Below are 21,320 nucleotides of genomic sequence, written 5' to 3' on the forward strand. Positions count from 1 at the left end.
TTTAGCGGGCCCGGTGGCAGGTTTGGGCGGAGTGCGCTATCCCCGGTCCTTCGAGTAACAGGCGAGAGGCGAAACAGTTCATGGCGCATCCTTTGAGCGGGTCAAATCTCGGGACCCTGGCGGCGGTAATGGGCCGTTCCGGGCTGCCGAGCCATGCTGGCGCCGGCGCTGTCATTGGTCTCGCCGCGCTCGCCCGCTGGCCGTTTTCGACCGCCGAAAAACTGGTCATGGAAGCGAAGCTGCCCAAGCTTGAGGAGATGCCTGCGCCGGTCTTTATTCTCGGCCATTGGCGCTCCGGCACGACCCATCTCTACAACATCATGTGCGAGAGCGGCGAATGGGGCTTCGTGCCGCCGGTGGCGACAGGGCTGCCATGGGATCTGTTCGGGCTCGCGAAAGTCTTTAATCCGCTGCTCGAAAAGGCGCTGCCCAAGCATCGCTATATCGACAATATCCCGGTGACGCCGACCAGTCCGCAGGAAGACGAGATCGCCATCGCGAATATGTCTGAAGCCTCTTTCTATCATGGCATCTATTTTCCGCGGAACTTTGCGGAGAATGTTAATCGCGGTTTGTTTTTCGACGGCTGTTCGACGGCGGACATCAGAAACTGGCGCAAGCAGTTCACCTATTTTCTACGCAAGCTTTATCTTCATCAGGGTGAAAAGCCGCTGTTGATCAAGAACCCGGTTTATACCGGCCGCTTTGCAATGCTGAAGGAAATGTTTCCGGACGCGAAGTTCATCCACATTCACCGAAACCCCTATGACGTTTTCGTCTCCATGCGGAATTTCTATTCAAAGCTTCTGAAAGAGTTCGCGTTGCAGGGGTACGACCATGTCGATATCGATGAGACAATTCTGACCGTCTATGAGCGAATGATGAACGATTATCTCCGCGATGCGGAGGGCATGCCGACGGACCAGCTCGCCGAGCTTCGCTATGATGAACTTGACGGCGATCCCGTCGCTGCGGTTGCGAAAATATACGAGCAACTCTCATTGCCAGGCTTTGAGGCGGCGCGTCCTAAATTCGAAAGCTATCTTGCCTCCGTCGCGACCTTCAAGAAGAATAAGTTCGACTATTCCGATGAAGCGGCGGCCAAAGTAGAGGCGCGTCTTACGCCCTTCATCGAAAAATGGGGATATCAACGGCCGGGCGCAAAAGCTGCGGACGGGACCGGCCGGGATGAGGCCGATGAGGGGACGCGTCATGGGGAAAACGCAGCTTAAAACATCGTTGGCTGCTGCATTATTGCTTGCCGGCTGCGGAGCAGAGGGCGAGCAGGGCCAAGGCGCTGCGCTGGCGCGCTATCAGTTCGATGAGTGCGCTCGCGTGGCGCTGATTAATGCGGCGAGCGGGGAGGCTGTGCGAGGCGCTGAAGATCTCGCTCTCGATCTTGAAAACGGGCGTCTCTTCATTTCCGCTTATGACCGCCGCGCTGTCGAAAAAGCCGCTCGCAAGAAACGCGATGTGCTGCCTCAGGGCGGCGTTTACGCCGTGGCGCTTGAAACCCTGTTCGATCCTGAGACGGAGGAAGTGACGGTTTCATCGCTCGCCGATCCAAAAGACTTTACCGGCGGTTTGCGCCCTCATGGCCTTTCCTATGATGAGAAAAACCATGAGCTGGTGTTTATCAATCGCACCTATGAGCGTCAGGGGCGGCGCTGGCGCATGGTTCCGCATCTTCAGCGCATCGGCGCCAATGGTGAGATGTTTGTGGGCGCGCCGTCGCCGGCCCATTGTGCGGCCAATGATGTCGCCGCCGGCGAGGGCGGTGTCGTCACGACGTTCGATCATGCGTCCTGCGGTATTGGCGGCGGCGTTGAGACTCTTTTCAGCTTGAAACGCAGCGGCCTCGCCGATGAAAACGGCCCGCTTTTCTCAAAAGCGGTGTTCGCCAATGGCGTTGCGCGCATGCAGGACGGTGAAATCGCCATGGCGGCGACGCGGGAAGGCGCGGTGTTGTTGCTGGCGCCGTCGGAAGAGGGTTTTTCCGAACGTGCCCGGCTCACCATGCCCGGTTATCCCGATAATGTGACTGTTTCGACGGAAGGAGAGATTGTGGCGGCGCTCCATCCGTCCTTGATGAAACTCGCCAGCGCGCGAAAGCTTGGGCTGGGCCGGGCGCCGTCGCGCATTGTTGCGGCTGATCCTGCAAGTGGCGCCGTTTCCTTTCTTTTCGATGATCCGAGTGGTGAAATGTTCAGCGCCGCGACGGTGGCGTTGGAAACGGGCCGCGGAATGGTCGCCGGGTCTGTGCTTGATGAAGGTCTTCTCGTCTGCCAGGCCCGCATATGAGCGATATAACGCTGGTGACCGGCGGCGCGGGGTTTCTCGGCAAGCATCTTGTCGCCGCCTTGCGTGCGCGGGGAGAAAAAACCCGCAGCCTCGATCTCGCCGAGCCTGCTCATGTGGACGATGTCCAAGGGTCGATTACGAATACGGATACCGTTAAGCGCGCCATGGACGGCGTCAAAAGCGTGTTTCATCTTGCAGGCAATGCCCAGCTCTGGGCGAAAGAGTCTTTTGTCTTTGATCATATTAACCGCCATGGAACGGAAGTCGTAGCGGCGGCGGCGCGGGATGCTGGCGCGCGCATGGTGCATTGCTCTAGCCTTACAACGCTGGTTGGAACGCCGACGCCTGTTGGCGCGTCGCAGGCCGATGAAGAAACGCGATTTGAGCCTGATGACATGCTCGGCCCTTATCCCTGTTCCAAGCTTCTGGCGGAGCGTGCAGTCGAAGAGGAATCAGCGCGCGGTCTCGACGCTGTCATTGTGTTGCCGACGGAGCCGCTCGGCGCCGGCGACGACAGTTTGACCCCGCCGACGCAGATGATCCTCGATTTCGCGAATGGCAAAACGCCGGCCTATATCGACTGCATTCTGAATTTCGTACCGGTCGACAGCCTCGCCGAAGGATTGATCGCCGCGCGCGACAAAGGCCGGAGTGGCGAGCGCTATCTGCTCGGTGGCGAGAACACGCCGATGCGGGACTTGCTGGAGAAAATTGTAGCGCTGTCCGGCCGTCCCGCGCCGAAAACAAAAATGCCCTACTGGGTGGCGCTGATGGCGGGCGCTGTCGATACAAAACTCGTTTCAGCCATAACAGGCAACACGCCAAAGGCACCCCTCACTGGCGTGCGATTGGCCGGGCGACAGGTTTCATTTTCATCGGAAAAGGCGGCGCGTGAACTCGGCTGGCGCGCGGCGCCAATGGAGCCCGCGCTGAGAGCGATGCTCGACTGGGCGAAAGAGAAGCAACTGCTGAAACCGGTTTAACCTGTCACAAAAAAGCGCCATCATAATTCCTGTGAGGTTCATATGAGCGCAGCACAGGAAATGAATACAACGGACCTTTCCCTCTGGCTTGGCGCGCGGAGCTTTGACGATTGGCGCGCGCAGTTTGACAGGGATGGTTATCTCATTTTTCCCAATGTCCTGACGGCCACGCAACTTGATGCTGTCAAGGCGGCGCTCGCGCCATGGCTCGGCCAGAATATTAGAGGCCGGAACGAGTTTGAAGGTCGTGACTCAAATCGCGTTTACGCCATGCTGGCGAAGTCACCTGTTTTTGCAGAGCTGGTGACGCATCCATTGGCGCTTGCCTTTGCCGAAGCCGATCTCGGGCGTGACTGTCTTCTCTCCGCTTGTCTCGCCATCAATCTTCATCCCGGGGAGACAGCGCAGCCTTGGCATTTCGATGACAGCCATTATCAGTGGCCGCGGCCGCGGCCATCGCTGGGCGTCTCGACCTTCTGGGCGATCACGGACACAACCGACACTAACGGCGCGACGGAAATTTTACCGGGCAGTCATCTCTGGCCGGAAGACCATATTCCGGGCTCCATCGGCGAAGAGGACTTTGCAAAAACCGGCAAGCGCGCAGGAGATCCCGGCGCCCGCGCCGACGCGTTGAAGGCGGTCATGCCGGCGGGATCGTTCATGGTCGCCAAGGGAACGCTCTGGCATCGCGGCGGGGCCAATACATCCGACACCGAGCGTCTTCTCATAACCCCGCAATACTGTCCGGGCTGGACGCGCCCGCTAGAAAATATGTCGCTCGCCGTACCGCCTGAGATCGCAAAAACCTTGCCGCCGCGTGCGCAGGAGCTGCTCGGTTATTCGATATATCCGCCTTTCATGGGCTATGTGGACGGACGCCACCCGAAAAGAGTGCTTGAGCCGCCAGGGGCGAACACGCGGCGCTCATGATCCAGATCAAGTTGCAAGGCGGCGTTTCCTGATTGGATCGCGGCGTTTCGCCCTCTTCAAATTGCCGTTAGACTTCCCAGATCAAAGAGAGCAGCGGACAGGAGGGATGCAACCATGCAATTCAAATCCATTATCGCAGCCATCGACATAGATGATGATCTTGCCGAAGGCGTTATACGCGCCGCCGACAGTCTCGCGCAGAAGGATGGCGCAAAGCTGGAGGTAGTGAGTGTCTGGCCGATGCTTGCCGCGGCAGGCGCCGGCTTTTCGGCGGAACTTGGCGGCGGCTCCGCCGTGGTCAATGAAACGCTGATGGAACAACATCGCCAAGGCCGTAAAGAAAGCGTCCATCTTCTGGAAGCGATGGTCTCGCGTCTGGCCTCAGGCGCAACGCCGGTGATGCTCGACGGCGAGGCGGCGGATGAAGTTGCTGACTACGCCAAAAAACAAAATGCCGATCTCATCGTAACCGGCTCGCATCAACGTAATTTCTGGGGCTCCCTGTTTCAGGGTAGCGCTTCCATGGAGCTTGTTCGCGAAGCGCCATGTGCAGTTTTTCTGGTGACGAAAGCTTTTGCTGAAACATTGACGGACTAATAAGTCCGGCCTTTCCATTGCGCTCCTTCTCCGCGCCAATGTCTAAGCGCGGAAGCGATCGTCATCGCCGTATATAATCCTGCGGCGACCGGCAAAAGGGCTGTCTCCCATGGCGCGCGTCTGTAGAGGCGCAGCGTTGGCCAATAGGTATAGGCCATCAGCGCGCACGCGCCGCCGGCGTAAAACAGCGCTGCAAAATTCCAATGCCAGAACGCCGTCAGTAAAATCAGCGGCGCGGCGAGATAAACCAGCGCCATGCCAATAACCGTTCCAGCGAGCAGCAGCGGTGAAAATCCAAGCTGCGCATAGGCTGTGCGCGCCACCATACTCCAGATCGAGGATAGTTCGCGGTTGTCGCGCAGGCTGACCGCCTCGTCATTGGCGAGCCCCAGCCAGATTTTTGTGGTCGGCGTCAAATCTTTCACCGCTATTGCGATGGCGCAATCGTCGATCAGGGTGTCTTTGATCGCCGCCATTCCGCCAATGTCGTCAAGCGCATCGCGCCGCACCAGCATGCAGCCGCCGGCCGCCGCCGCCATATTGTCATCCGGATCATTGGCGCGCGGAAACGGATAGAGCTTCTGAAAGAAATAGATGAAGGCTGGAATCAGGAATGACGCCCATGGCCCCCGCGCATCGAGGCGCGCCATAAGCGAGGTGAGGGACAGATTTTCGTCTTCCGCTTTGGCGACTAGCCGACTCAATGTGTCGCGGGCGAAGCCGATGTCAGCATCTGTAAGGAGGATATATTTCGCCGCCGGCGCGATCTCCTTTGCGCGCTTCAGTCCGTTCTCGACCGCCCATAATTTTCCCGTCCATCCCGCGGGCAGGGGCGGGACCGTTACGACATCGAACGCTCTTGCGCTTCCCGCTGCTGCGGCGCGGGCGATATCGGCGGTCCCGTCTGTGGACCCGTCATCAGCGAGAACGATTGTGAGTTTCCCCGGATAGTCCGCCGCTCCATGGGCGCGGATGACGTCGCCGATGGTTTCGGCCTCGTCCCGGGCGGGAATGATCGCCGCAATGTCAGGCCACGCCGCCGGATCGGGCTTGTCGGAAAGGCGGGCGTCGGCGCGCCAGAACCCGCCCCGGAGGAGGGTCAGCCAGCCCCAGGCGGCGAAGGTGGAGAAGGCGATCAAACTCAGCATGATCCCGCTGATAGCGCGGCTTCGCGCCTGAAGCAAAGAGGCGGCTTTTGCAGATGCCGCCTTGGAAAAAGGGCGAAAATCCGTAAGGTGCGCCCATGTCAGCCACGCCTGAAATCACCGCCCCGGAAATCCCCAAAAAGGGGGCCGTTGTCGCGACCGCGGAAACGCCTTCGGGGAAAGGCGCGAAGGACGAGAACTTTCCGGTCGGCTCATTTTTGTTGCCCAAACATTTGCGGCCCCATGTGGCGATTTTTTACGACTTTGCCCGCGCCATTGACGACATCGCTGATAATGGCGCGCTCTCGCCCGAAGAAAAAATAAAACGGCTGACGACGTTTGACGCTGTCCTCAATGGCGAGCCTGGCTATGGCGAAGAATATGCCAAGGCGCACGCCTTGCGCGAAAGCATGAAGGAAACAGGCGTCACCACGAAGCATGGAAGCGACCTGATCGCCGCCTTCATTCTTGATGCTGAAAAAAGTCGATACCGCACATGGGAAGAATTGCTCGGTTATTGTGAACTTTCAGCGAACCCGGTCGGCCGTTATCTGCTCGACCTGCATGGCGAAGACAAATCTGGCTACCGCTATTCAGATGCGCTTTGCACCGTGCTGCAGATTGTCAATCATTTGCAGGATTGCGGAGATGACAAGCGCGAACTCGACCGCATCTATATTATCGGCGAGTGGCTGGCCGAAGAAGGTGAGGATTTCACGGTAGTAGAGCGCGCCGCCGTCGCGCCTGGCTTCCGTAAGGTCATGGACCGCATGCTGGATGGTTGTGAGGCGTTGATGGTGGATGCGCGCAAGCTACCCTCGGCGCTAGCCTCAAAACATCTCGCTATGGAATCGGCGATCATTGTTCGTTTGGCGGACCGGCTTATTCAGCTTTTACGAAAAGGTGATCCGCTGGCGAGCCGTGTTGCCTTGAGCAAGCTGGACTTTGCGGTCGCTGGCGCTATCGGCGCGGCTTCGGGTTTTTTCCAGGCCGGCAGGGGTGCTGTCTGATGCTGGCGACCGCCATTTCTCCTGAGGATGCGCGCCGTCACGCGGAAGAAACGGTCAAGCGGTCAAAGACCTCTTTCGGGCCGGGCATGCGCATCCTTTCGAAAGCGCGCCGGGAAGGGATGTACGCCGTCTATGCTTTTTGTCGCGAAGTGGATGACATCGCCGATGAAGGCGGAACCCGTGATGAAAAGCTTGCCGCGCTCGGTGCGTGGCGTGCGGAAATAGACCGGCTTTATGATGGCGCGCCGCAGACGCCGACTGGCGTAGCGCTGCTCGCGCCGGTGCGCGCATTCAATCTTCCCAAAGAAGAATTCATCCTCATGATCGAGGGGATGGAGATGGATGCAAAAGGACCGGTGATCGCTCCGACGCTTGAAGAACTCGCGGCTTATACGCGCCGGGTTGCGGGCGCCGCCGGACAGCTTTCCATGCCCGTTTTTGGCGCGCCCAAAGGTAAAGCATCAGACGATTTTGCCATTTCTCTCGGCGATGCGCTGCAACTTACCAATATTTTGCGCGACATTGAACAGGATGCAGGCGAAGGCCGTCTCTATCTGCCGTGCGAACTGCTGCAGAAACACAATTGCCCGCTGACCCCGTCGGATATTTCCACTGCGCCGGGCCTGCCTGCTGTTCGGGCGGAGATCGCCGACATGGCGCGGCGGAAATTTGCGGGCGCACGCCTCGCATTGAACAGTCTCGATTGGCGTGTCCTTCGGCCGGCGCTTTTGATGATGGGCGTATATGAACGCTATGTTGACAAGATGACAGCGCGCGGCTGGGCGAATGGGCAGGCGCGTGTGACCCTTTCTAAAGGCGAAAAGGCGCTGATTGCCTTGCGCTGGCTTTTCGCTCCAAAAATCTGAACCCGCAAACGAAAAACAAGAAACGAAACAGGATTACACATATGTATAATGACCGCGGTTATATCGAAGGGGGCCCGTTGCGTCCCGATCGCTGGGCCGAAATCGTGTCGGATCAGCCGGGCGGCGTCATCATTACCGCAGGCGGCGTTCCGCCCGGGTTTTTGATGGTGCAGAATTTTCTGACGCCCCAGATCTGCGACGCGATTGTGGCGGAGTGTGAAAACCAGCTTGGTGAAAGGCATACCGTGGCGGGCGGTGATGACATGTCGCCCCAGCGATCTGAAACACGCAGCTCTGAATTTATCGATGTGCGGTCGCTTTCTGCGGACATCAATGGCATCGTCAAGCATGTCTTTGAGAATGTCGTAGGCCATCATTTCAAAGTCGGCATTGACTGGTTCGAATTGCCTGAAATTTTGCGTTATCGCGATGGCGGTGAATACAAACCCCATGCGGATGCGGACAATTGGGATCCGATGAAACGAGAATGGAAGCGGGTTCTCGATCGCGATTATTCGATCCTGCTTTATCTCAATGAAGGGTATGCCGGCGGCGAAATCGACTTCCCGAATTTCGGGTTGAAGCTGCAGCCGAGAAAAGGACTGTTGCTCGCCTTTCCGTCGGACGCGCGTTACGTCCACGCCGCGCGGCCGGTCACGGCTGGCGTTCGCTATGCGCTTGTTTCCTGGGCGGCGGCGAAAGGAACCCTGCGCACGAGCCTCGAACCGCGTCCGCACTCGATCCGGCTGTAGGGTTCGATGCCACGCGTTCATATTATCGGCGCCGGCCTGTCCGGTCTTGCGGCGGCGGTGCGTCTCATTGAACATGATGTGCCGGTGACGGTCTATGAGGGTGCGGGACAGGCGGGCGGCCGCTGCCGCACGTTTTACGACAAGCATCTCGAACGCGAGATCGACAACGGCAATCATCTGATCATGTCCGGCAACAAGTCGGCTTTGTCCTATCTGAAACGGATTGGCGCGGAAGACCCGCTGACAGGCCCACCGTTCGCTATGTATCCGTTTGTGGATGTGAAGACGGGCCAGCGCTGGACGGTGCGGATCAATGAAGGCTTCATCCCCTTCTGGGTGTTCGACAAGAAATGGCGCGTCCCTGACACCGGCGTCATGGATTATGTGAAGGCGGCGGGGATCGCCTTTGCCGGTGATGATAAAACTGTCGAGCAAGTAGTTGATAAAAATAGCGTTTTATATGAACGCTTCTGGGAGCCGCTGACCCTCGCCGTGCTCAATACGACGCCGGCTAAGGGGCAGGCGAAACTCCTCTGGCGGGTGATCCGCGAGACGTTTCTGCTGGGCGGGCAGGCGTCAATTCCGCTGACGGCGAAGACGGGGCTCGGTTATGCTTTCATAGACCCGGCGGTGAAGTTTATTGAGGCTCATGGCGGGACAGTTCGCCTTAATGCGCGCGTGCGCAGCGTCTGGATGGAAGGCGGCGAAGTCACGACCCTCAATTTCGCGGATGAAGCTGTGACGCTTGAAGACGGCGACAAGGTGATTTTCGCCATTCCGCCGACGCGGCTGAAGGATCTGCTGCCCGACATCGATCCGCCCAATGACGACGCCAGCATTTTGAATATCCATTACCGCCTCGGCAAACCGGTTCCGAAAGATGCGCTTGGTCAAGGGCCGTTCATCGGCATGATCGGCTCGGACGGGCAGTGGGCCTTTGTGCGCGATGATGTGATCAGCCTTACGACGTCGGCGTCGCATGCCATCGGCACGGACGATCTGCCCAATGACGATGTGGTCTCGAAAATCTGGCGCGAGACGCAAATTGCGCTCGATCTCGGCGATACCGATTATGAACGCGTGCGCGTCATCCGCGAAAAGCGCGCAACGCCGGATCAGTCGCCTGAAGGCGCGAGAAAGCGCCTGAAACCGGAAACCCAATGGCGCAATCTTTTCCTCGCCGGGGATCATACGGATACGGGCGTTCCGGCAACGATTGAGGGATCCATCAGGTCGGGCGACAGAGCGGCGGAATTGGTTTTACGTGCTATTACACCATAGGACGATATGAAAAAGATAATGCTATTCCCAATTTTAATAGCTTTTGCATGTGCTGTTGCTGGATTTTATGGCGCACTTCATAATCAAATTTCATACACTGTATCTCCCAGCTACTTCCATGATTTCAAATTTGATCAATTTCTGATCGAGCCTGATCTCCGCAACCGGCTGGGTGCAAGCATCGTGGGTTGGGGTGCAAGTTGGTGGATGGGCTTTCTAATTGGCCTGCCAATTTACATTATGGGGTTGTTTGTCAGAGGCGCCGGACGCTTTGTGAAAGCATTTATAAAAGTCGCAAGTGTCGTTGTCGTCACTACATTATTTGTCGGTGTGACTGCTTTGGGTGTTAGCTTTCTTACAGTTACTGAAGAAATGCTCCCAGGCTGGATGCAATATTTTTCTGTTTATGATCCTGTGGCTTTCGCACGGGCGGGAACTATGCACAACTTTAGTTATATTGGAGGAATAGTCGGCCTTTTTGCGGGCGTTGCCGTCATGAGTAGAGAAATTTTTATCTCGAAAAAACATTCAATCTCCAGCAAATGATTTGATTATTTCCGTTTGCAACGTGCAGGTCTAACGAAAATTTATGAGTTTTATCGGCGTCATATGCGGCCTGAAATCCGAAGCCGACGCGGTTTCGTCGAGTGTTGACGCGTCGAAAATCCGCGTCGGCGTTTCCGGCGCTGACGCCGCGCGCGCCGAAGAGATCGCCCGCGGTTTCTGCAATGACGGCGCGAGCGCGATCATCTCAGTCGGTGTTTCCGGCGGGCTCGACCCGGCGCTGAAGTCCGGCGATCTCATCATCGGCGAGACCATCATCGCCGATGACGGCTCGGTCTATGGCGCGGATACTTATCTCTTGAGCGTGATCCGCGAGGACATGCCGGTGGGCGCGAAATTCGCCTCGCTTTTTGGCGCCGATGAAATCATCGACAGCGCCGCGAAGAAGTCGGCCCTCTTTCACAATCACGGCTGCGCCGCGGTCGATATGGAAAGCCATGGCGCCGCGCGGGCGGCGGCGCGCGCCGGCGCGCCCTTCATCGCCATTCGCGCCATCGCCGATCCTGCGGACCGGGCCTTGCCAAAGGCGGCGCTGGAGGCCGTCGCGCCGGACGGGTCAACGCAGGTCTTCAAAACATTAGGGGCCGCATTGCGCGACCCCAAACAATTTCCGGAATTGATCAAACTTGGCGGCGATAGCGCCGCGGCGACGAAAACCCTACGCCGCAGCCTCGGCCCGCTCTTTGCTCGCCTTTTTCTCTGCTTCGATCTTTGACATCTCTGCGTCGACGAGTTTTTCGTGCACGTCCTCGGCCGGACGGGCTTGCGTCAGATCGATTTCCGGCGCCATCGGGCCTTCGGTCGGGATTTTGAACATGTCGGGGATCTTGAACATCTTGAACGGGTTCTTCACCGCGTCCATGGCCGCTGTCGGTTCATAACCGCAATGGGCCATGCAGTTCGAGCATTTCTCGTATTTGCCGGTGCCGTAAGAATCCCAGTCAGTGGTTTCCATCAGCTCTTTGAAGCTTGAGACGTAGCCTTCGCCCAGCAGGTAGCAGGGCTTTTGCCAGCCAAAGACATTGCGCGTCGGCGAGCCCCAGGGCGTGCACATATATTCTTCATTGCCCGCGAGGAAGTTGAGGAACAGCGATGAGTGAGACAGGTTCCACTTGCGCCCCCGATCCTTGCCGATCTTGAAGATGTCGCGGAAGAGGTTCTTGGTTTTCTCGCGGGACAGGAAGTGTTCTTTGTCTTCCGCGCGCTCATAGGCGTAGCCCGGCGAGATCGAGATGCCGACGCCGAGATCGGTGGCGAAATCGAGATAGTCGGCGACCTGTTTCGCGGTCATATTGTCAAAGATCGTCGCGTTGACATTGACCTGGAAGCCTTTGTCCTGCGCCGCCTTGATGGCTTTCACCGCGATCTTGAAAGTGCCTTTCTGGTCCACCGCGTGATCGTGCTCTTCTTCGAGACCGTCGAGATGGACCGAGAAGAACAGGAATGGCGACGGTTTGAAGAGATCGAGTTTTTTCTCGAGCAAGAGCGCGTTGGTACACAGCGACACGAACTTCTTGCGCGCGACGATGCCTTCGACAATTTCGCCAATCTCTTTGTGGATCAGCGGCTCGCCGCCGGGGATCGCCACCACGGGGGCGCCGCATTCATCAACGGCGTCGAGGCATTCCTGCACGGTCAAACGCTTGTTGAGGATCGGCGCCGGGTAATCGATCTTGCCACAGCCGGGGCATGCGAGGTTGCAGCGGAAAAGCGGCTCCAAAAACAGGACCAGCGGATATTTGTCGCGGCCCATGAGGGTTTGTTTTGCGACATAGGCGCCGACGCGGACCTGTTGGTGAAGCGATACTGACATGAAGGCTCTCCGGTGTTTTCTTTTTAATGCGAGTGTTGCGTTCTGGCGGTCGTTAGGCGTCTGCAGTGGCGGCGGCGCCCCAGGCTTCCATGGCGTCTTTCGGACGTGGCACGTCAGCAAGTTCCCGGGGCAGTTTGAAATGGACGTTTTCTTCGACGCCGTCGAGCAGTTCGACTGTGACATCGCAGTAATTTCTGATGCGCTCCACCGTTTCCTGCACCAGCGTTTCCGGCGCCGAGGCGCCCGCGGTCAGCCCGATCGTGGCGACGCCTTCGAGCCAGGCGGGGTCGAACATGGCGGCGTTTTCGATCAGATAACTCGGGATGCCGAAATTCTGGCCAATCTCGCGCAGGCGGTTGGAGTTGGAGCTGTTATGGGCGCCGACGACGAGCAACAAATCCACCTGCTTCGCCATGGCGATGACGGCGGTCTGGCGATTCTGGGTCGCATAACAGATGTCGCGCGTATCGGGTCCGATAATTGTCGGGAAGCGCGTTTTCAGGGCGGCGATGACGTCTTTGGTGTCGTTCACGGACAATGTCGTCTGCGTGACGAACGCGACGCGCTCATCATCGGTGACTTGCAGGCCTGCGACGTCTTCGGGTTCGGAGATGACATGCACGGGACCGGGAATCTGGCCGAGCGTGCCTTCCACTTCCGGATGGCCGATATGGCCTATGAGGACGATGTCATATCCTTTCTCGGCGTAGCGCCGGCCCTCTTTGTGAACTTTGGTGACCAGCGGGCAGGTGGCGTCAATCACGCCAAGCTCGCGCACCAAGGCGCCGTCCTCGACCTTCTTGGCGACGCCATGGGCGGAAAACACCGTCACGGCGCCGGTGGGAATCTCGTCGATCTCTTCAACAAAAATCGCGCCCCGGGCGCGCAGGGTTTCGACAACATATTTGTTGTGAACGATCTCATGGCGGACATAGACGGGCGCGCCATATTTCTCGAGGGCGCGCTCGACTATGTCGATCGCCCGTTCAACACCTGCGCAAAAGCCCCTTGGCTGGGCAAGCACGATTTTGATTTTGTTTTTCGCCGCCGCCATTTTCGTCTGCTTCTCCGCCATAATCCAACGACCAGCCATCCCCCGGAACGGCCATAAGACCGGCCCGTTATTTCATGGCGCCGGAAGCCCGGCAACCGGGGCAGGGTCAGAACAGTCCATATATCTCGTGTCGCGCTGCAGTGCAAAAATGTTTGCCAGCAATCACGCGGATTTGGCTTGGGTTGTGGCTTTCGGGCGGCGCAGCACGCTTTGACGCGCCCCTTCATGCGCTCTGTGCGCCCCCAGTTGGCGGGCGGCCCCGCCTCGTGTAGCCTGAGACCGGGTATGTTCTGTTGAGGGGATTGGGGAGATGCTTCGCAAATTTTCAGGCGGCCAGAGCTCAGGCAAGAGGGCGATGGCGACAGAGGGCGCATGGCCGCTGGACAAGGTCGTGGCCGCGCTCGAGAATCAATATGGCGCGCTTGACCGGCTGGGCGATGAAGGGCCGCTTTCGGTCTTCGGCGTTCAGGATAATGGCGTCAATTTCGTTATCGCGCTGATGCAGACGGCGCCCGGTTCCGGCAAGATCGCCGAGCTTGGTTTTTTGGCGCGCTTTGTCGGCTTTCCCGTGGAAGCGCAGATGGTTGAAGCGATCAACCGCAATCTTCACATCGCCGTCGCTTCGATCGAGGCCAATGGCGATCTCTTCCTGATGGCGGGCATGCAGCCGGTCGGCGTCTTCGATAACGGCCAGTTTGCGCTGGTGCTCGAAGCCTGGCGGCGCGATCTGATGATTACACTCCACGGTTTGTCGAGCGGCCAGGCCTCTATGGCGTCGGCATTCCCGGCGGCAAAGCTGGAGGCGGCGCGCAACTTCGCCATGAATGTCGCGCCAGCGCCGGCGGACAACAAACCCATCGATCTCTTGGCGAGTTTCCTCGGCCCGAAAAACAATCGCGAGCTATGCGGCGACTGCGCCGGGCGCGGCAAGCGCGGTTTTATCGCGCGCGAATGCATAAGCTGCGACGGGTCGGGCTTTGTGAAGGCGCATTAAGCGCGGGGTGGCGTTTTCAGAAAATGCCGCATATGCATCCGCTCATTCCAGCGCCTGAATGAGAGACAAGCCTGATGTCAGCCTTCGCCAGCACCATCAAAGAAACCGCCGCCCTAGTTGAGGATGCGCTCGACGGGTTTTTGCCGACGAGGGGCGGACCGCTCGGCAGGGTCGTGGACGCCATGCGCTGGGGGGCGCTCGATGGCGGCAAGCGGTTGCGGCCGTTTTTGGTGATTGCGGCGGCGGACATGTTCGATGCGCCTCGGTCGCGGTCGGTGCGGGTCGGCTGCGCGGTCGAGATGATCCACTGCTATTCGCTGATCCATGACGATCTGCCGGCCATGGATGATAGTGACCTGCGGCGCGGCCGCCCGTCAGTCCACAAGAAATATGATGACGCCACGGCGATCCTCGCGGGCGATGCTCTCTTGACGCAGGCGTTTGAAATTCTGGCGGAGGAGGAAACGCATCCGTCGGGCGACGTCAGATGCGCAATTGCGCTGGAGCTCGCCCGCGCCTCGGGCAAGATCGGCATGGTCGGCGGTCAGATGATCGACATCTATGCGGAGCAAAAGGAATTCGATCTCGCGGGCATCGAGGAATTGCAGCGCTTGAAAACCGGCGCCCTGATCCGTTTCTCCGCCGTGGGCGGTGGGATCATCGGTGAGGCGTCAGCGGACGAAGTCGGCGCGCTAACAAACTACGCCGAAGACCTCGGGCTCGCCTTCCAGATCGTCGATGACATTCTCGACGCGACCGCCGACGCCGAAACGCTGGGCAAACCCGCGGGGCAGGACGCGGAAATGGACAAGGCGACTTTCATCAAGCTGCTCGGCATGGACGGCGCAAAGTCGAAAGCCGCCGACCTCGTCGAGCGCTGCAAGGCGCATCTCGACCGCTTCGGCGCAGCGGCCGAGCCGCTCAAAGGCGCCGCGGATTTTGTGTTCGAGCGGAAAAACTAAGGGGTGAATTTTGCGGTTCGGGTTATTCAGCCGAAGTCACCAAGAGATAAACACTTGCACACCAGACACACAAGAAAAGCACTACTCCGATCGGAAAGTACACGAACGCAAGAAGTATGGAGGCAACGGCCCCTATAGGACTGATGCGTGATGCTAGCTTTACCTTGGGCCGTTTAAGGAACCTTCTCTGAGCTTCTTCGGTTCGGGATGGATTCATCTTGACGAGAAGTTCGTCGATACTTTCCCGAAATCCTTTTTTTCGCTCAGTCTTCATTAAGCCGCCTCTTCCTCTAGCCTTTCCAGCAGCGCATCGATGCCATTGGTCGCGATGAAGGAGGAGAACTCTTCGCGCTTCACGAGCATGATGGAGACGCCCTGGACGATGATGTCGATGGCCTTGCGCTCGCCGGATTTGAGCCGGCGCACGCGCCAGTCGACCATGATGGGCGAGCCTTCCGAGCGGTCGAATTGTGTCCTGACGATCACGTCGCGCGCGCCGAGCTCTTTGGCTTCCAGAACTTCCAGCGGTTTGCCGACAATATCCTGAAACTGCTCGGCGTAGAGCTTGGTCAGATAACCGGGAAACACCGCATCGTAACGCGCCAGTTGTTCGTCGTTCATCGTGTTGCGCGCCTCGCCAATCATGAACTTGCCGATGACGTCGAGCGCCATGCCGTCGGCCAGCACCTGCTGAAAGTCGGTGAGCTGTTCGGCTTCGCTTTTCTCCGAGGTGAGGGCGACTGTCGCATTCGCCGTCAGCGTCTTGGCGAAGGCGGTGGCGCCGTCAATCGCGCTTTCTTCCGCTTCGACGGCGGGCTCCGGGTCCTGCGCCAACACAGGCGCTGCGGCGGTCGCGGCGATCAGTGCGGCGAAGATTTTGACGCGAGACATGAACATCGGATTTGCCCTCAAATGAATGGCGCCCGGAACCGGCGCTCTCCTGATTTTCGGTGAATATGGGTCGATTGCGGCGAAATTCCAGCACCGGCGAACCGTCATCATGACATTTGCGTTAGCTGCGGACGCCGGAAGCTCACCAGAAATTTAGTTTCATCGCTGTAACGCACTGTATTCACCGTGCTTTTGAGGTCGCTGCTAAGCCCTTTTCGAGCTGCTTTTTCCGTCGAACCGGAAAGCGACCGGCAGAACGATCAGCGTGCATAGAAGCGTGAAAGCGATGGCGATGGAGAGAAGCTCGCCCATGGACGCCGTGCCCCGGTGCGGCGACAGCATGAGGCTGCCGAAGGACGCAACCGTGGTCAGCGCCGAGAACAGGACGGCCCGCGGGGTTGAGGTGCCATAGACGCCTTCGCCCGCCTTGATCTGGTCGTTTCTGAGAACAAGGTGAATGCCGCTGTCGATGCCGATGCCGATCAGCAGGGGCAGCACGATGACATTGGCGTAGTTGAACGGAATATTGAGAAGAACGCCGGTCGCCGATGTCAGCACCGCCGCAAGCGCCAGCGGGAACAGCATCAACAGGACGGTGCGCAACCGGCGTACAAGCAGCCACAAAAATACGGCGATAATGGCGAAGGCGATGCCGGTCGCTTCGAGCATGGCGAAGGAGATTGTTTCGCCCGCCTTCGTCGCCTGATAGGCCCCGCCCGCGAGATCGGGAACAGCGGCCTCAACATCGCCCACGAATGTGTCGAGCGCGCGATAGTCGCGCACATCAGCGCTCGGCAGGATGTCCACGCGCCATTTGCCGTCTTCACTCAGATACCGTTCGCGCAAGGCCGGGGGAAGATTTTCAATTTCCACATAATCGGCGTTCATGCTGTCGCGAAGCTGCGCCACGAGTTGCGGCCAGAACGCGAAAACATTTTCCTGCATCAACCCTTGCGCAGCGCCGTCATTTTCCATCTGGCCAAGCAGCGCCGCGAGTTTGGCGCCGGGACCGTCTTGGTACGCCTCATTGAGCCGACTCTTAAGCGCGGCGATGCCGTCAGAAGCGGACGGCCCCTGGACCGAAGCGGGCTCAGCGTCGAGGGCGAAAATCAGAGTGCCCGCTCCAAAGTCGATGAGCTCGAGCTTTTCATCCTGATCGTCCGGCACAAAATCCGGCAGGGCGCGGGTCGATTCAACGCTTTCAAGCTTGCTGACGAGGTTGTGGGTCTCAATCGCTTCCTCCGCGCTGTCGACGAGCCGGCTCAGGCGGTAGGGCGCCGTCTCCGGGTCGTCGAAAAGCAGGTTGAATCCCTGAACCGAAGGCGCATCAGGATTGCGCAACGCCATCTGGTCTGCGTCGAAACGCACCTGCGGCATCAGAAGCAGCGCTGCCAGTCCGAAGATCACTGTTGCAGCGGCGACCGGGATGGAGTGGTTTTCAATCCACGTGAACAGACCACGCACGCGGCCCGAATGGGTCCGGCCCGGCTGGCCTTTGAAGACGGCGAGGGCGGCGGGCGCGAAAGTGATGGTGACGAAAAAAGCGATGACGACGCCGGCGCCGGCGATCAGGCCGAGCTGGGCGATGCCGTCGAACTTGGTTGGCATGAAGGAAAGAAAGGCGATGGCCGTTGTCGGCGCCGCGAGCGCCAGCGCAGGGCCAACTTCATGGATGGCGTATCGCAAGGCGCTTTGATTGTCGCGCCCCGCCGCCCGGTGTTCCTGAATATGCAAGAGCAGGTGGATGGCGAAATCGAGCCCCAGCCCCACAAGCAAAACCGTAAAGGCGACAGAGACGAGATTAAGCTCGCCGATAAAGGCGGCGGCGAAGGCGGATGTCAGCGTCAGCGTGACCATCAGCCCTGCGAGCGTCAGTGCAGCCATTGGCAGAGAGCGGTAGCAAACCAGCAAGAGGATTGTGACAAGCACAAAGGACAACAGGAAAGACAGGCCGATGCCCGTCGTAACCGATTCCAGCTCTTCCATACGCAGCGCCGGATCGCCCGTCACATATGTTTCAACACGTCCGCTATAGGCGTCATTCAAGGTGTCACTTTTCGCGCGCAGCGCCGTGATCGCCGCCTTGGCTGGCTTCAGTTTCGTAAAGTCTAGCACCGGCGTTGCGTAGACGAGCCGTGTATGGTGCGGCTCTGCGCGCGTTTCTTCATCGAGGGCGCCCATCCATGAAAACGGACGGCGTTCGCCGTCAAGGCTCGCCTCGGCGACAGCGGCGAGTTCGGCGTAAATCTCCTGCAAGGTCTCCTGACCGAGATCGGACCGTTCGGCCAGTTCGTCATTTTCGGCGAGCGTTGTGAACAGAGTCCCGAGCTCCGGGTCCTTGATCAGGGTTTCGATAAGACCCGCCGCCTTCGACATTTGCGTCAGGCGCGCGCTCAGCTCGCTCTGATCCAGATAAAGAAGCCCGTTCTCCCGGAAAAACGGGTCTGAGGCCGGGGCGAAAACCGCGGTGAAATTCTCCTTGTCGGCGAGAAGCGCCGTGCGCAGCTCCCCGGCATAGGCGTCCGCCTCGTCCAGCGTCGGCGCGCGGATAATGATGACGACGTCATTCTTTATCTGGGGGAAGGCGTCGCGCAATTCTACGGCGCGCTGTTGGAACGGCAGCTCCGGGTCCAGCATGGCGCTGGTGTCCGTGTTCACCTTCAGATGGGTCGCGGCGTAATAGCCTGCGAGCCCGCCCATGATCAGGATAACGGCCGCCAGAGGCGCGCCGGCGCGGCGCGCGGTCTCGGCCCACGCGGCCAGCAATTTTTCAATGAATGTCAGCATCCGCCTCTGAGAATACCCTCTTTTGGGTCAACTATAGGCCGCTTCGGCGCGGGGGGAAACGCCAGACGGGCATTCCCAAAGCCCCGCTCTTGCGGGGGTTTGCAAGGATCGCTAGTGCTCTCGGCCATGGTCAACACATATAACTATAAAGCCGATCTCGCCTATCTGGACGACAGGCGCGCGCCCATGACCGAAACCCTGCGGGCCTGGTGCGCGATCAATTCAGGCAGCGCCAACCTTTCCGGCCTTAAAGCAATGCATGGGGCGCTGGCGGAGGCCTTTTCGGCCCTCGGGGTCGAGGTGGAGACTGTCCCCTCAGGCCCGCACCGGATCGTCACCCGGGACGGCGAGGTGGTGGAGCAGCCGGTCGGCGATATGCTGCGCCTCGTCAAACGGCCTCAGGCGCCGGTCCGGGTGCTGCTGGTCGGTCACATGGATACGGTTTTCGGCGCCGACCATCCGTTTCAGTCTGAAAAATTTCTGGATGACGATACGCTGAATGCGCCGGGCGCGGCTGACATGAAGGGCGGGCTCCTCGTCATGCTGAACGCGCTGATGGCGATCGAAAATTCATCGCTGGCTGATCGCATTGGCTATGAAGTCCTGATTAACGCCGATGAAGAGATCGGATCTATCGGCTCGGCGCATATGCTGACCGAAGCCGCAAAGCGCGCGCAATTCGCCTGCGTCTATGAACCGGCGCTGCCGGACGGAACGCTCGCCGGCGCGCGCAAGGGCAGCGGCAATTTCGCGGCGGTCATTCGCGGGAAGAGCGCCCATGCGGGGCGCGAACATCATCTGGGGCGCAACGCCATCGCGGCGGCGGCGGATTTCATTTCCGGCGTCGACAAGCTGACGGGGCAGCGCGAAGGCCTGACCGTCAATGTGGCGCGGGTCGATGGCGGCGGTCCCAATAATGTGGTGCCGGAGCTTGCGGTGGTGCGGTTCAATGTCCGTCTCGAACAGCCCGAAGATTCCGATTGGCTGCTTGAGCAGGCGAATGCGCTGATCGCCGATATTGACGGCCGTGAAGGCTATTCCGCGAAACTCGAAGGCGGGTTTACCCGCCCGCCGAAACCAATGACGCCGCAACTGAACGCGTTCTTTCTCGCCCTGCGTGCTGCGGGTGTCGATCTTGGGTTGAACATTGACTGGGTTCCCACGGGCGGATGCTGCGACGGCAACAATATCGCGGCTGCGGGCATTCCGGTGATCGATACGCTGGGCGTTCGCGGCGCGCATATTCATTCATCAGCCGAATATGCAAAATTGGACAGCCTTGTTGAGCGGGCCAAGCTTTCAACCCTGTTATTATTGAAGATCGCCGCCGGTGAGATTCCAAATCCCGGCGAATTTGTGAACACGGAGAAACACTAATGTCGCTCGCCTTTATGCGCCCGGTGCGGCGCGAGGATTTCGATGCGATCCTGGAGCTTGCCAAGCTGTCAGGCGGGGGCATGACCAACCTCCCGTCAGATCCGGACGCCCTCCGCCCGCGCGTTGAGTTTGCGGCGGACAGCTTCACCAATAATCCTACGTCGCCTTCCGGCGAAGTTTACATGATGGTGCTGGAGCAGGACGGCAAAGTGCTTGGCACAGCGGCCGTCTTTTCGGCGGTGGGACTCGATTACGGTTTCGTCAATTACAAGATCAACAAGACGGTGCACGTCTCCAAGCAGTTGAAAAAACGGGTGGAGCGCCGGCTTCTGGTGCCGACCCATGATTTCTCCGGCGCGTCGGAGGTCGGGTCGCTGTTCCTGTCGCCGGAAGCGCGCGGCGGCGGTTTTGGAAAGTTTCTCGCCAAGGCCCGTTACCTTTTCATCGCGCAACACCGAACGCTGGTCGCCGATCCCGTAACTGCAGAGCTTCGCGGCTGGCGCGCGGCGGATGGCAAGCAACCTTTCTGGGAGTCCCTCGGCAAGCTTTTCTTCGACATGGAATTCGAGGACGCCGATCTCGCCAATTCCGCAATGGGCAACCAGATCATCTCTGATCTGTTGCCGCGCCACCCGATCTATGTGGCGATGTTGCCTGAAGATGCAAAAGCGTGCCTTGGCAAACCTCATGACAGCGCGCTGCCGGCCTATAACATGCTGTTAAAAGAGGGCTTCGCTTTCCACGATTATATTGATGTGTTCGACGGTGGTCCGCTCGTGGACGCCCGCATCAATGACATTAAGACCATCAAGGAAAGCCGTCTTTATCCCGTGGAGACCGGCGATCCCGGGGATGCGCCAGTGTACTTAATGGCGGCGGGACAACTCCAGTCCTTCCGGGTCACGCGTGCGCCCGGAAAAGTTGACGGCGAGCGTATGATAATTGCGAAAGACGCCGCGCAGACGCTGGGCGTCAAAGCGGGCGACGAAATCCGCGCAGTGAAGTGGTGA

The 21,320-nt window shown here is 59.0% G+C and carries 20 protein-coding genes; 15 read left to right on the forward strand and 5 right to left on the reverse strand.

Going from position 1 to position 21,320, the window contains the following annotated elements:
* Window positions 1-80: 80 nt before the first annotated feature.
* The 5 genes from ACFOOP_RS13475 to ACFOOP_RS13495 all read left to right on the forward strand — a co-directional run bounded on the left by ACFOOP_RS13475 (window position 81) and on the right by ACFOOP_RS13495 (window position 4,814).
* On the forward strand, window positions 81-1,232 hold the full coding sequence (locus ACFOOP_RS13475; RefSeq protein ID WP_379881637.1) for a sulfotransferase family protein: 1,152 nt from the start codon (window positions 81-83) through the stop codon (window positions 1,230-1,232).
* Window positions 1,213-2,301, forward strand: a complete 1,089-nt coding sequence (locus tag ACFOOP_RS13480) for a hypothetical protein (RefSeq protein WP_379881638.1) — start codon at window positions 1,213-1,215, stop codon at window positions 2,299-2,301. Before ACFOOP_RS13475 ends, ACFOOP_RS13480 begins: the two co-directional genes overlap by 20 nt.
* A complete protein-coding gene (locus ACFOOP_RS13485) occupies window positions 2,298-3,284 on the forward strand; it encodes an NAD-dependent epimerase/dehydratase family protein (protein WP_379881639.1) in 987 nt (328 codons plus the stop codon). Before ACFOOP_RS13480 ends, ACFOOP_RS13485 begins: the two co-directional genes overlap by 4 nt.
* A gap of 42 nt (window positions 3,285-3,326) precedes the next feature.
* The gene (locus tag ACFOOP_RS13490) at window positions 3,327-4,217 is read left to right on the forward strand and encodes a phytanoyl-CoA dioxygenase family protein (protein WP_379881640.1); all 891 of its coding nucleotides are present in this window, start codon (window positions 3,327-3,329) and stop codon (window positions 4,215-4,217) included.
* Window positions 4,218-4,331: 114 nt separating this feature from the next.
* The gene (locus ACFOOP_RS13495; RefSeq protein ID WP_379881641.1) at window positions 4,332-4,814 is read left to right on the forward strand and encodes a universal stress protein; all 483 of its coding nucleotides are present in this window, start codon (window positions 4,332-4,334) and stop codon (window positions 4,812-4,814) included.
* On the opposite strand, the gene ACFOOP_RS13500 is transcribed toward ACFOOP_RS13495, so the two are convergent.
* A complete protein-coding gene (locus ACFOOP_RS13500) occupies window positions 4,811-5,962 on the reverse strand; it encodes a glycosyltransferase (RefSeq protein ID WP_379881642.1) in 1,152 nt (383 codons plus the stop codon). The two genes, ACFOOP_RS13495 and ACFOOP_RS13500, sit on opposite strands and share 4 nt — an antisense overlap.
* Before the next feature lie 95 nt (window positions 5,963-6,057).
* Between ACFOOP_RS13500 and hpnC the strand changes: the two genes are divergently transcribed.
* The 6 genes from hpnC to ACFOOP_RS13530 are packed head-to-tail and all read left to right on the forward strand — an operon-like array spanning window position 6,058 to window position 11,147.
* On the forward strand, window positions 6,058-6,969 hold the full coding sequence (gene hpnC, locus ACFOOP_RS13505; RefSeq protein ID WP_379881643.1) for a squalene synthase HpnC: 912 nt from the start codon (window positions 6,058-6,060) through the stop codon (window positions 6,967-6,969).
* Window positions 6,969-7,835: a presqualene diphosphate synthase HpnD gene (gene hpnD / locus ACFOOP_RS13510; RefSeq protein ID WP_379881644.1), complete on the forward strand. Its 867-nt coding sequence runs from the start codon at window positions 6,969-6,971 to the stop codon at window positions 7,833-7,835. The genes hpnC and hpnD overlap by 1 nt, the downstream gene beginning before the upstream one ends.
* Window positions 7,836-7,876: 41 nt before the next feature.
* On the forward strand, window positions 7,877-8,587 hold the full coding sequence (locus tag ACFOOP_RS13515) for a prolyl hydroxylase family protein (RefSeq protein WP_379881645.1): 711 nt from the start codon (window positions 7,877-7,879) through the stop codon (window positions 8,585-8,587).
* A gap of 6 nt (window positions 8,588-8,593) precedes the next feature.
* Window positions 8,594-9,868 carry a hydroxysqualene dehydroxylase HpnE gene (gene hpnE, locus ACFOOP_RS13520; RefSeq protein WP_379881646.1) on the forward strand — a complete coding sequence of 425 codons (1,275 nt, stop codon included), beginning with the start codon at window positions 8,594-8,596 and terminating at the stop codon, window positions 9,866-9,868.
* Between the two features lie 6 nt (window positions 9,869-9,874).
* The gene (locus tag ACFOOP_RS13525) at window positions 9,875-10,414 is read left to right on the forward strand and encodes a hypothetical protein (protein WP_379881647.1); all 540 of its coding nucleotides are present in this window, start codon (window positions 9,875-9,877) and stop codon (window positions 10,412-10,414) included.
* 43 nt (window positions 10,415-10,457) lie between these two features.
* Window positions 10,458-11,147, forward strand: coding sequence for a phosphorylase family protein (locus ACFOOP_RS13530; protein ID WP_379881648.1), 690 nt, complete (start codon window positions 10,458-10,460; stop codon window positions 11,145-11,147).
* On the opposite strand, the gene hpnH is transcribed toward ACFOOP_RS13530, so the two are convergent.
* Window positions 11,091-12,245 (reverse strand): adenosyl-hopene transferase HpnH, encoded by a 1,155-nt coding sequence (gene hpnH, locus ACFOOP_RS13535; RefSeq protein ID WP_379881649.1) that lies wholly within the window; start codon window positions 12,243-12,245, stop codon window positions 11,091-11,093. The two genes, ACFOOP_RS13530 and hpnH, sit on opposite strands and share 57 nt — an antisense overlap.
* A 52-nt stretch (window positions 12,246-12,297) precedes the next feature.
* Window positions 12,298-13,320, reverse strand: coding sequence for a 4-hydroxy-3-methylbut-2-enyl diphosphate reductase (gene ispH, locus ACFOOP_RS13540; protein WP_379881650.1), 1,023 nt, complete (start codon window positions 13,318-13,320; stop codon window positions 12,298-12,300).
* Window positions 13,321-13,609: 289 nt separating this feature from the next.
* Here ispH and ACFOOP_RS13545 point away from each other — a divergent pair, with 289 nt between their 5' ends.
* Together ACFOOP_RS13545 and ACFOOP_RS13550 are read left to right on the forward strand one after the other, a co-directional pair.
* The gene (locus tag ACFOOP_RS13545) at window positions 13,610-14,293 is read left to right on the forward strand and encodes a type III secretion system chaperone family protein (protein WP_379881651.1); all 684 of its coding nucleotides are present in this window, start codon (window positions 13,610-13,612) and stop codon (window positions 14,291-14,293) included.
* 74 nt (window positions 14,294-14,367) lie between these two features.
* Window positions 14,368-15,255, forward strand: coding sequence for a polyprenyl synthetase family protein (locus ACFOOP_RS13550; protein WP_379881652.1), 888 nt, complete (start codon window positions 14,368-14,370; stop codon window positions 15,253-15,255).
* Window positions 15,256-15,528: 273 nt separating this feature from the next.
* On the opposite strand, the gene ACFOOP_RS13555 is transcribed toward ACFOOP_RS13550, so the two are convergent.
* The gene (locus ACFOOP_RS13555; RefSeq protein WP_379881653.1) at window positions 15,529-16,146 is read right to left on the reverse strand and encodes an MlaC/ttg2D family ABC transporter substrate-binding protein; all 618 of its coding nucleotides are present in this window, start codon (window positions 16,144-16,146) and stop codon (window positions 15,529-15,531) included.
* Window positions 16,147-16,350: 204 nt separating this feature from the next.
* A complete protein-coding gene (locus ACFOOP_RS13560) occupies window positions 16,351-18,933 on the reverse strand; it encodes an MMPL family transporter (RefSeq protein ID WP_379881654.1) in 2,583 nt (860 codons plus the stop codon).
* A gap of 114 nt (window positions 18,934-19,047) precedes the next feature.
* Between ACFOOP_RS13560 and ACFOOP_RS13565 the strand changes: the two genes are divergently transcribed.
* Window positions 19,048-20,310 (forward strand): hydrolase, encoded by a 1,263-nt coding sequence (locus ACFOOP_RS13565; protein ID WP_379881655.1) that lies wholly within the window; start codon window positions 19,048-19,050, stop codon window positions 20,308-20,310.
* Window positions 20,310-21,320: an arginine N-succinyltransferase gene (locus tag ACFOOP_RS13570; RefSeq protein ID WP_379881656.1), complete on the forward strand. Its 1,011-nt coding sequence runs from the start codon at window positions 20,310-20,312 to the stop codon at window positions 21,318-21,320. The genes ACFOOP_RS13565 and ACFOOP_RS13570 overlap by 1 nt, the downstream gene beginning before the upstream one ends.

Origin of the sequence: Hyphococcus aureus (assembly GCF_042643165.1) — a bacterium.
Taxonomy (GTDB): Bacteria; Pseudomonadota; Alphaproteobacteria; order Caulobacterales; family Parvularculaceae; genus Hyphococcus; species Hyphococcus aureus.